General features: G+C 60.1%; 12 protein-coding genes and 1 pseudogene. 7 read left to right on the top strand and 6 right to left on the bottom strand.

Annotation, left to right across the window (positions count from 1 at the left end; all coding sequences use genetic code 11):
• Together HX846_RS25915 and HX846_RS25920 are read left to right on the top strand one after the other, a co-directional pair.
• Positions 1 to 382, top strand: a 382-nt coding sequence (locus HX846_RS25915; protein WP_178966363.1) for a PleD family two-component system response regulator, incomplete at its 5' end; no start/stop codon positions are given.
• A complete protein-coding gene (locus HX846_RS25920; protein ID WP_003213725.1) occupies positions 375 to 830 on the top strand; it encodes a chemotaxis protein CheW in 456 nt (151 codons plus the stop codon). The genes HX846_RS25915 and HX846_RS25920, both read left to right, overlap by 8 nt.
• A 9-nt stretch (positions 831 to 839) precedes the next feature.
• On the opposite strand, the gene HX846_RS25925 is transcribed toward HX846_RS25920, so the two are convergent.
• Positions 840 to 1127: a HigA family addiction module antitoxin gene (locus HX846_RS25925; RefSeq protein WP_063026533.1), complete on the bottom strand. Its 288-nt coding sequence runs from the start codon at positions 1125 to 1127 to the stop codon at positions 840 to 842.
• Positions 1128 to 1549: 422 nt separating this feature from the next.
• On the opposite strand from HX846_RS25925, the gene HX846_RS25930 reads away from it, so the two are divergent.
• From HX846_RS25930 to HX846_RS25940, 3 genes and pseudogenes are all read left to right on the top strand, one after another.
• Positions 1550 to 1873: a DUF6124 family protein gene (locus HX846_RS25930; protein WP_102604127.1), complete on the top strand. Its 324-nt coding sequence runs from the start codon at positions 1550 to 1552 to the stop codon at positions 1871 to 1873.
• Positions 1874 to 2188: 315 nt separating this feature from the next.
• A pseudogene (mdcA, locus tag HX846_RS25935) lies at positions 2189 to 3598 on the top strand (malonate decarboxylase subunit alpha); the annotation flags it as partial.
• 111 nt (positions 3599 to 3709) lie between these two features.
• The gene (locus HX846_RS25940; protein ID WP_256739939.1) at positions 3710 to 4951 is read left to right on the top strand and encodes an argininosuccinate lyase; all 1242 of its coding nucleotides are present in this window, start codon (positions 3710 to 3712) and stop codon (positions 4949 to 4951) included.
• Positions 4952 to 5089: 138 nt separating this feature from the next.
• On the opposite strand, the gene HX846_RS25945 is transcribed toward HX846_RS25940, so the two are convergent.
• Positions 5090 to 6322: a cation:dicarboxylate symporter family transporter gene (locus HX846_RS25945; RefSeq protein ID WP_003207351.1), complete on the bottom strand. Its 1233-nt coding sequence runs from the start codon at positions 6320 to 6322 to the stop codon at positions 5090 to 5092.
• Positions 6323 to 6440: 118 nt separating this feature from the next.
• On the opposite strand from HX846_RS25945, the gene HX846_RS25950 reads away from it, so the two are divergent.
• Positions 6441 to 7355 (top strand): LysR family transcriptional regulator, encoded by a 915-nt coding sequence (locus tag HX846_RS25950; protein WP_003207349.1) that lies wholly within the window; start codon positions 6441 to 6443, stop codon positions 7353 to 7355.
• Between the two features lie 14 nt (positions 7356 to 7369).
• Here HX846_RS25950 and HX846_RS25955 read toward each other — a convergent pair whose 3' ends face one another.
• Positions 7370 to 7699 (bottom strand): DHCW motif cupin fold protein, encoded by a 330-nt coding sequence (locus HX846_RS25955; RefSeq protein ID WP_087692424.1) that lies wholly within the window; start codon positions 7697 to 7699, stop codon positions 7370 to 7372.
• Between the two features lie 141 nt (positions 7700 to 7840).
• On the opposite strand from HX846_RS25955, the gene HX846_RS25960 reads away from it, so the two are divergent.
• On the top strand, positions 7841 to 8329 hold the full coding sequence (locus HX846_RS25960) for an HIT family protein (RefSeq protein ID WP_003207341.1): 489 nt from the start codon (positions 7841 to 7843) through the stop codon (positions 8327 to 8329).
• 165 nt (positions 8330 to 8494) lie between these two features.
• Here the strand turns inward: HX846_RS25960 and HX846_RS25965 are convergent, their stop codons facing one another.
• From HX846_RS25965 to HX846_RS25975, 3 genes are all read right to left on the bottom strand, one after another.
• Complete coding sequence (locus HX846_RS25965; protein ID WP_177039885.1) at positions 8495 to 8971, bottom strand: GNAT family N-acetyltransferase; 477 nt, start codon at positions 8969 to 8971, stop codon at positions 8495 to 8497.
• A 17-nt stretch (positions 8972 to 8988) separates the two neighbouring features.
• Positions 8989 to 9486 (bottom strand): GNAT family N-acetyltransferase, encoded by a 498-nt coding sequence (locus HX846_RS25970; RefSeq protein ID WP_256349561.1) that lies wholly within the window; start codon positions 9484 to 9486, stop codon positions 8989 to 8991.
• A 27-nt stretch (positions 9487 to 9513) separates the two neighbouring features.
• The coding region (locus HX846_RS25975; protein WP_178966364.1) for an aldehyde dehydrogenase family protein at positions 9514 to 10494 on the bottom strand (981 nt) is incomplete at its 5' end.

The raw sequence follows: 10494 nt of genomic DNA on the forward strand, positions 1-10494 counted from the left end.
GAAAAAGCGCCCGCTGCTGGTGCTGGTGGTGGACGACTCGGTCACCGTGCGCAAAGTCACCAGCCGCCTGCTGGAGCGCAACGGCATGAACGTGCTCACCGCCAAGGACGGCATCGACGCCATGGCCGTGCTGGAAGAGCACACCCCGGACCTGATGCTGCTCGACATCGAAATGCCGCGCATGGACGGCTTCGAAGTGGCCATCCAGGTGCGCGACGACCCGCGGCTGATGCGCATGCCCATCATCATGATCACCTCCCGCACCGGGCAAAAACACCGTGATCGTGCAATGGCGATTGGCGTCAACGACTACCTCGGCAAGCCTTATCAAGAGTCGGTGCTGCTGGAAAGCATCGCTTACTGGAGCAAGTCCCGTGCTTGATCACCGCGCAACTCAACTCACCGGCTTGCTGCTGCCATTGGCCGACCGTCACCTGTTGTTGCCCAACGTCGCCGTGGCCGAGCTGATCGACTTCCAGCGCGGCGAACCGGCCAGTGATGCGCCGCCGTGGTATTTGCGGCAGGTTACCTGGCGGGATCGGCAGTTGCCGTTGATCAGCTTTGAGGCCGCGTGTGGCGAGTCGGGCGTGGTGGGAGAGCGGGCGCGGATTGTGGTGTTGAACACCCTCGGAGGACGGCCGACGTTGAAGTTTATTGCGTTGGTGATCCAGGGGATTCCGCGCTCGTACAAGCTCGATAGCCAGTTGAGTTATGTGGACGTGCCGTTGTGCCCGCTGGAGTTGGCGGCGGTGCAGGTGGGGGAGCATGTGGCCAGGGTGCCGGACTTGATGGGATTGGAGGCGTTGTTGGTCGAGGCCGGATTGGCCTGAGTGTAACCGTCAGTCAATCCGTGCAAACCGTTCGATTTTCGGTTGATCTCGATGCTCTGCCTGCCACAGGTCATAGGCACTTTGCATCGAAAGCCACAACCGAGCTTTGCTGATACCTGCCCGTTCAAGCCTTACCGCAAGATCCGGGCTGATTGGCGCGTGTCCGTGGAGGATTCTAGAGAATGTTTCTCTGGCGAAGCCAAGGCGCCGTGCCATTTCAGTAATGGTGATGCCCAAGGCCGGGATCACGTCCTCAAGCAGGATTTCGCCAGGGTGGGGAGGGTTATGCATACCCATTCGGTTGTGTCCTGCGGCTATCTGATTTAGCCATGAAGGCTAAAGAGACGGGTTCCGAGCAACAACCCGAAAAGTTCGTAGGAGCAATCAGCTCGTGCTCTACGATCGGATTTTTCCTGCAACCTCTCGCGCTGTGCATGAACTTGTTGTGCCCTGTGATCGCGCCTAGTCTTCGTCCGTCATCGCAAAAAACGGTGACACGGACGTGCAAGTCCGACGAAACTGTTTAGGCGTACAAACGCCCAGCCATTCAACGGGCGTTTTTTGTGCTCGCTGCTTTATGGCGGCTGCGCGCAGGAGGTCTTCGGACCTGCTGGGTGTCCTAAACAGGCCCGGTCTTGCACACCTGCGCACGGTCGCCACCCTTATTCGCGTGCAAGCGAACGGTGGCGCTCCTTACTCATCTGTTTAGGAGTTTCATCATGTTCAAACCTACCCCCAATCCGCCCCACAACGCTGAAATCGAACACCGCAAACTCCAGGCCGCCGCCGAGCGTGCCATGGATCATTACTTTCCGACTTCCGCTTCATCATCACTCTTTACCGTCACCCCCTCTCAATCCACCGAAGCCCTGCTGGCCAACGCTTCTGAAACCTTTGCCTCACTCAACGCGCTGACCTCCAACCTGGCCTTTGAATTGGAAGGTTCCCAGCGCGGCGTGGTGCTGGCCATTCAGCAGATGAGTGAGCTGGGGCAGTTACTGGTTGATCAGGCGTTGGAGCAGGTGAGCCCAGCGGCGATGTGACGAAGTGGGATCGGTCCCAAAAAGGGACTGATCGTTCCCATTTTGGGACTTCTGCGCACGTTCTCCCGAACAGCGCTGAGCAAATGTGGGAGCGGGCTTGCTCGCGAATGCGGTGTGTCAGTACCCGATTTATCAACTGACCCACCGCATTCGCGAGCAAGCCCGCTCCCACATTTGAACTGTGTTGAGCCCGAGCCTCAGCGTTTGCTAATGAACCATTACTCCAATCGTAACGGTTCACCGCCCAGCTTGATTGATGCCCCCCCAATACCCTCCTAAGGTACAGCCCACGACAGCAAATTCCGTGGAGCGACCATGACAACAACAACTTCCCCCGACTCGCGCTGGACGCGGCGGCGCGATGAGAAGCAGCGCCGCCTCGCATTGGTGCGATCCTTCGCCGATGGCGCCGTGCTCCCCAGCGAGCGCATTGTCGAAGCCCTGGAAGCCCTGATCCTCCCCGGCGACCGCGTGGTGCTGGAGGGCAACAACCAGAAGCAGGCCGATTTCCTCTCGCGCTCCCTGGCCAAGGCCGACCCCGCCAAGCTCCACGACCTGCACATGATCATGCCCAGCGTCGGCCGCTCCGAGCACCTGGACCTGTTTGAAAAGGGCATCGCCCGCAAGCTGGATTTCTCCTTCGCCGGCACCCAGTCCCTGCGCATCAGCCAATTGCTGGAAGACGGCCTGCTGGAAATTGGCGCGATTCATACCTACATCGAACTCTACGCGCGGCTGGTGGTGGACCTGATCCCCAACGTGGTCCTGTCGGCCGGCTTCATGGCCGACCGCGCCGGCAATATCTACACCGGCCCGAGCACCGAAGACACACCCGCGCTGATCGAGCCGGCCGCCTTCAGCGATGGCATCGTCATCGTCCAGGTCAACCAACTGGTGGATGACGTCACCGACCTGCCGCGCGTCGACATCCCCGCGAGCTGGGTCGATTTCGTGGTGGTCGCTGACAAGCCCTTCTACATCGAACCGCTGTTCACCCGCGACCCACGCCACATCAAGCCCGTGCATGTGTTGATGGCGATGATGGCGATCCGCGGCATCTACGAAAAACACAACGTTCAATCGCTGAACCACGGCATCGGCTTCAACACTGCCGCCATCGAATTGATCCTGCCGACCTACGGTGAATCCCTGGGCCTGAAGGGCAAGATCTGTCGCAACTGGACCCTCAACCCGCACCCAACCCTGATCCCGGCCATCGAAAGCGGCTGGGTCGAAAGCGTTCATTGCTTCGGCACCGAACTGGGCATGGAGAACTACATCGCCGCCCGGCCGGATGTGTTCTTCACGGGTCGCGACGGCTCGCTGCGTTCCAACCGGATGTTCTGCCAACTGGCCGGCCAATACGCGGTGGACCTGTTTATCGGCGCCACCTTACAGGTCGATGGGGACGGGCATTCCTCCACCGTCACCCGTGGCCGCCTCGCCGGCTTTGGCGGTGCGCCGAACATGGGCCATGACCCACGCGGTCGCCGCCACGGCACACCCGCCTGGCTCGACATGCGCCACGACGACGCCCCGGAAGCCTTGCTCGAACGCGGCAAAAAGCTCGTGGTGCAGATGGTCGAGACCTTCCAGGAGGGCGGCAAACCCACCTTTGTCGAAACCCTCGACGCGGTGGAAGTCGCCCGCAAAAGCGGCATGCCCCTGGCGCCGATCATGATCTACGGCGATGACGTCACGCACCTGCTCACCGAAGAAGGCATCGTCAAGCCGGACATGGGCCACAAAATCGCCGGCGGCGTGCGCTTTGCCATCGACCAGGCCGACCAGCCCGATGGCAAGCGCCCGGAAGACGTGCTGCAACTGGAAAAAATCATGACCGACAAGATCGGTCCGGAAGCGTCGCTGATCCACTCCGGCCGCAGCCGCCAGGACATGCTCGCCACCTACCGCCTGGCCAAACTGCGCTCCCAGGTGCTGGCCTACAGCGAGGCACTGAACGCCACCCGCCAACGTATCCTGAACATCGCCGACAAGAACATCGACACCCTGGTGCCCGCCTACACCAACGGCGTGCAGGCCATGCCCATCAGCTATGCGCACTACCTGCTGGCGTTCGAAGCCGCATTTGATCGCGACGGCCAACGCATCCGTGAACTCTACACCCGCCTCAACCTGAGCCCGATGGGCACCGCGGTACTGGCGAACTCCGCTTACCCGCTGAACCGCGAACGCCTGGCCGAGTTGCTGGGGTTCGACGGCGTGCGGGAAAACTCCCTGGATTCGAGCCAGGTGTCGACCTACGACATCCCGATCGAGGCGGCGAACCTCGCGGCGTCTTCGGCGATCCGCATCGGCGCGATGATTGGCGATATCCATACCCAGTACCATCAGATCCGCCCCTGGTTGCTGCTGGACGAAGAGTCCACCTACACCAGCAGTGCGATGCCGCAAAAACGCAACCCGGGGTTGTTGATGCGCACCCGGGAATCGGCCTCCGACGTGGTGGGCCTGGCGCAAACCGTGACCTTGCGCGCGCATAACGTCACCACCGGCATGACCGACTACAAGTTTGCGTTCGATTCATTGGGACTGTTCCAGTCCACCGATGACATGTTCAAAAGCATGGATGCCGTGCTGGATGCGCTGCAGATCAACCCGCAGCGAGCGCTGGATGAGCTGGAGTCCGAGTGGACCACTTCGATGGAGCTGGCTGACACCCTGGAGCGTCAGTTCAAGGTGCCGTTCCGCATTGGCCACAGCTTCGCCTCGTTGATCGTCACCGAGGCGCGCAGCAATGGCACCACGCCGAAGACCTTCGCGTATGCGGACGCGCAGAAGCTGTACACCCAGGCCGCGGACAAATACAAATGGACGCCGAATACGTTGCCGCTGGATGAGGCCGGTTTCCGGGCTGCGCTGTCGCCGACCACGATGGTCAAGACTCGCAAGGGTACGGGTGGGCCGCAGCCGGAAGAGGTCAAGCGGATGCTGGTGGAAGCGCGCAAGAATCTCGACGCGGACCAGAGTTGGTTGAAGGAGCGTCGTGAGAAGTTGAAAGGTGCTGAAGGCAACCTGGACAAGGCCTTCGACAAGTTGCTCAACGCCAAGGGCTGAAATGCGATCTGAATGTGGGAGCGGGCTTGCTCGCGAAGGCGGTGTATCAGTTAGCAGATTTATTGGCTGACCCACCGCATTCGCGAGCAAGCCCGCTCCCACATTTGACCGAGTTTGGGCTTGGAAAGTGTACTCGGCTCAGTGACTCAGTTCCCGCTTCAACACCTCATGGTCAATCGACTTCTGCCACCCGCATATCGCCAGGCACGCCACGCAATTGCCCAGCACATTGGTCAACGACCGACACTTCATCAGCCGCTCCACTCCCAACAACAAACCCACCCCTTCCAGTGGCACCAGTTGCAGGATGTTCAAGGTAGCAATCAGGGTAAACAGCGCCGAGCCCGCCACACTGGTAGACCCCAGCGAGGTAAACAGGCAGATCACCAGCACCGCCAGCAACTCGGGCACGGCAATCTCCACCCCGGCCAGATGCGCCAGAAACATGATGGCGGTGGTCAGGTAAATATTGGTACCGGCCAAGTTGAACGTATACCCGGTGGTCAACACCAGGCGCACTAATTGGCGATCACAGCCCAGCGCCTCAAGTTTGCTGACGCAACCTGGAAGTGCGGCCACTGAAGAGCCGGTGAACGTCACCAACAACAACTCTTCTTTCAAGTAAGCAATTAGCCGGCTCAATTTAACGCCGAGCAGGCGGGTAACCGTGGCGAACACTAGAATGACGAACACCGCGCAAACCAGGTAAATAACAACAATGAACTTCAAGAGCGGCAGCACCGAACTTAAACCGTACTTTCCCACCACAAATGCCATCGCCCCAAACGCCGCCAGCGGTGCGAACTTCAGGATAAACCGCAGCAACCAGAACAACCCGGCGACCGCCGCTTCCAGCCAACCGAGGCAGCGGTTTGCGACCTGGCCGCCACGCCCCAGCAGCAGGCCGCACAGCACCGCCACCAGCATCACCTGGAGAACCAGGCTTTGGGTGAAAACCTTGTAAAGGCTGGACGAAATCGAGGTCATCGACAGCTCGTGCAGCAGCGTTTCGGGCGCGGCAGGCGGTGTCAGATGATCAAAATCCAGGTTGGCCACTGCCGTGTGATCCAGGCTGAACAACCACCCCGTCGACATTCCCAACACCAATGCAGCAAGGGACATCAGCTGGAAATACACCACGATCCGCCCCACTACATGCCGATGGTGGGGCTCGCGCTTGATACCTGCGACACCGGTCGACACCAGCACAAACAACAGAAATGGCATCAGTAACCCGACCACTTTTATAAAGGCGTCACTGAGCAGCTTCATCTCGACTGCCACGCCCGGATAAAAAAGCCCCAACACCATGCCAAGAGCAATGGCAATCAAAATAGGCAAGGTGGCGTTATTCGAAAATCGGGTCGACATCAATGCTCCATGGTCTTTTTATTTATTGTTATTGTCGGATCAGGCCACTTTCGGCATATTGGTCGCCAAGGCGCATTCAGGCCACAAATAATAAAGTCTTGTCACGGGATATACCACCATGGAACTTCGCCATTTACGTTATTTCATCATGGTGGCCGAAGAGCGACATTTCACCCGCGCTGCCGCTCGCCTGAACATGCAGCAGCCGCCCCTCAGCCAACAGATACGTGCCCTCGAACAAGAGCTGGGATTCGACCTGTTCAAGCGCCACCCCAAGGGCGTCGACCTGACTGCCGGCGGGCTGGTGTTTCTCGATGAAGCGCGAGTGATCCTCGCCCGCGTCGAGCAAGGTTCCCTCAAGGCGGCTCGCGCTGCCCAGGGTATCGAAGGCACGTTGGTCATTGCCTTCACCAGTTCCGCCGCCGCCCACCCGCTGATCCCGCGAATCATCCGCGCCTACCGCGAGCAATACCCGGGCGTGGAGCTCTCGATCAACGAAGGCAGCGCCCGGGAAGTCACCGAAGACACCATCGAAAAACGCATCGACATCGGCATCCTCCGCGCACCGGTGGGCGACCACCAGAGCCTCACGTTCCACCGATTGCTCAACGAAGAAATGCTGCTGACCCTGCCCGTCGGGCATGCGCTGCTCAAGGGCGCCGAGCCAAAAATCACCATGGCCGACCTCAAGGACGAACGCTTCATCCTGGTCCGCCGCCCCGGCGCGCCGGGGATGTACGCCAACCTGATCAAGGCCTGCCAGAACGCCGGTTTCGAGCCGAAGATTGCCTTTGAAGTGGAGCGCATGCTGACCAACGTCAGCCTGGTGGCCGCAGGCGAAGGCATCTCGGTGGTGCCGGCGTCGATGCGCGACGTGCATCGCGAAAGCGTGGTGTACTGCCGGATCAGCGATGCACGGCCAAGGTTGCTGGCACCGATCACACTGGTGCGGCGCGCGTTCAATCCGTCGACGCCGTTGCAGAATTTCATTGGGCTGGCGCGGGAGTTGGCGGGGGTTTATCGCAAGGGTTGAAGGCCGATGGAACGTCAATCGACCACAAATAACTTTGCGCCAATGGCAGTGGAGGAACGATGCCCCTCCATGTCATTGCCCACCTGATAACTCATCCCGGCAGTCAGCGTGAACTGCCGGCCATCCTCCAGCTCGGTGTGCAGCTCACCTTCCAGGCACAGCAGGATATGCCCGCGCCAACACCAGTGATCAGCCAGGTAACCGGCGCTGTATTCGACCATGCGCACACGGGTTGAACCGAACTGGCAAGTGCGCCAATACGCACTGCCGGTTTCGCCGGGATGCATCACCGGCTCGAGGGTCGACCAGTCGGTGGTGCCAAAGGGGATTGCGGTCAGGTCCATGGTTTTCTCGGCATTGAATAGGTATGGATGAACCGTATCTATAAGGTGGATGCCGCGATAGAGACAGATCCGCTGCATTTGCGGGATACAGGGCGATGACTCTTGGTATCCTGCCAAACCTCTTCGCATGGAAGCCCGTCGATGAAGATCGATCCATCCTTTGTTGTGCATGAGACCGAGCACTGGCTGCTCAATCATCACCTGTCATCCGCACTGCCGGGCTACCTGATGCTGGGTGCCAAGGCGCCGGTTGACTCACTGGCCGAGATGCCCGATGCGGCGCTCGCGGAGCTGGGTGGGTTGCTGGCCAAAACCCAGCGGGTCATGGAGGCTCAGTTGAAGCCCAAGTGGCTTTACATCAGCCGGTTCGGGCATATGCCGGGCTTCCCGCTGCACTTTCATTTCATACCGGTGTATGGATGGGTTGAAGCGCTGTTCTGGCAGGATGAGCGCTATCGGGTGTTGCAGAATTTCGGGACGCAGCAGAAGGCTACCGACGGTGCGGAGCTGACGCTTTTTATCTGGCGGGAGTTTGGTGAGAGCCCTACGCCGCCGGTGGTTCAAGGAGCTTCGGTGAGCGAGGTGATCAGGTGTTTGCGTACGGAGTTCAATACCCAGGACGACACATGACCTGTGGCGAGGGAGCTTGCTCACGCTGGGCTGCGCAGCAGCCCCAAGAGGGTCAGCGAGTTCTTTCAGTCAGATTGCGCTGGCTTTATTGGGGTCGCTTCGCGACCCAGCGGGAGCAAGCTCCCTCGCCACAGCAAGCCCCCTCGCCACAAGGTTTTGGGTGGGTCAGCGAACATTGTAGAGGTGTTTGCGCATAGGAATACAGGCCAGCTGCAACCCCGACGGCGAATGATAGATGGCCTGCTCGGTCCCCACATACCCACACCGTCGATAAAAATCCGCCGCGTTCAACGTCGCGTCCAGGATCACTTCCTCGATCCCCAATTCCTGCGCCAACGCTTCCAGATACGCCAGTATCTGCTTGCCAATCCCGCGTCCGGTAAACCCGGGCAGCACAAACAGCGCACCGATTTCGTTGTTCGCCAGATCCAGCATGCCGGTGGCCACAGGTTCAGCGTTCACGCAGCCCAGGTAAAAATGCTTGTCCATCAGCGTGTCGTAACCGTCCTTGGCTGCGCCTTGCGTCCACAACATCATCTGCTCGGACGTATAGGCGCCGATGCATTGACTGCGTATGGCCAACAGGCGAATGTCGAAGGCTGCCTGTGCATCTTCCAGCGTGGCGCGTCGTATCTCGAGCATCTGTCCCTCCATGGACGTCAGGCGTTCTCGTCACCCGGTCGGGTAAACGAATAGCGATCAATATCGGTCCTCAGCTGCCAGCCCTGACCCTGCCAATAACGGGCAGCGCTGTCGTTGGTCTTGAACACATCCAGGTGGCATTTGCGGATGCCCAATTGCGCCAGGCTGGTGAGGCAGCGCTCAACCAACGCGTTCGCAATACCCTGGCGCCGATACGCGGGCAGCACCAGCAAGTGCTGCAAATACCCGCGCCGGCCATCGTGCCCGCACATCACGCACCCAACCAGCCCCCCGTCGACCTCGGCGACGAAACTCAGGCCTGGATTGCGCTCCAGGTAACGCTCAGTGGCCTCGCGGGAGTCGGCGTCGCGCAGGGAGATGCCAGGCGTTTTCTGCATCAGTTCGAGCACGGCGTCGTAGTCGGCAGTGCTCATTACGCGAATAGTGACCATGGTGTTCAAAGCCCTCTGAGTTCGCACTGATTTTGCCTGTAGTTGTGCCGGTCGCGCACGCATAAATACACGACCGGATAACCGCTTGAGTCAACGCAGCTGAAACCAGGTGGTTTTCAGCTGCGTGTACTTGTCAAAAGCGTGCAGCGACAAATCACGCCCGAACCCGGATTGCTTGCCACCACCGAACGGCACCGCCACATCCAGGGCGTCGATGGTGTTGACCGACACCGTCCCGGCATTCAGGGCACGGGCCACACGGTGCGCACGGTTGAGGTCATCACTCCATACCGAGGCCGCCAGGCCGTAGAGGCTGTCGTTGGCCTGCTGTATCGCCTGCTCTTCCGTGTCGAAAGCGCTGACGGCAAGCACCGGGCCGAACACTTCATCACGGGACAGGGCCATGTCGCGGGTCACGTCGGCAAAAATGGTTGGCTGGATGAAGTTGGAGGAGCCATTGATGGCCAACTGTTCGCCACCGCACAACAGCCTGGCGCCCTCCCCCTGGGCCTGGCTGATGGCGTGCATGATGCGTGCGGTTTGCTGACTGTCGACGATGGCCCCGGCCGCACTGCCGGGGTCCAGCGGATCACCCGGCATCCAGGCGCGCGACTTGGCGATCAGGCGCTCGACGAATTCGTCATGGATGGAGCGTTGCACGTAGAGACGGGAGTTGGCCGAACACACTTCGCCCTGGTTGAAAAAGATGCCGAAGGCGGCCTTCTCCGCCGCAAGGTCAAGGTCCTGGCAGTCCTCAAACACCAGGTTCGGGCTCTTGCCGCCACACTCCAGCCACACCTGTTTCAGGTTGGACTGGGCGGAGTACTGCATGAAGTATTTGCCCACCTGAGTGGAGCCGGTGAACACCAGGCAATCCACGTCGGGGTGCAGCCCCAGGGCCTTGCCGGCACTGTCGCCGAGGCCGGGCACTACATTCAACACACCTTCCGGGACACCGGCTTCCAGGGCAAGCTGGGCCAGGCGCAGGGCAGAAAACGGCGACTGCTCGGCAGGTTTCAAGACCACGCTGTTACCGGCCGCCAACGCCGGCGCGAGTTTCCAGGCGGCCAT

The organism is Pseudomonas sp. K5002 (genome assembly GCF_013386655.1).
GTDB lineage: Bacteria > Pseudomonadota > Gammaproteobacteria > Pseudomonadales > Pseudomonadaceae > Aquipseudomonas.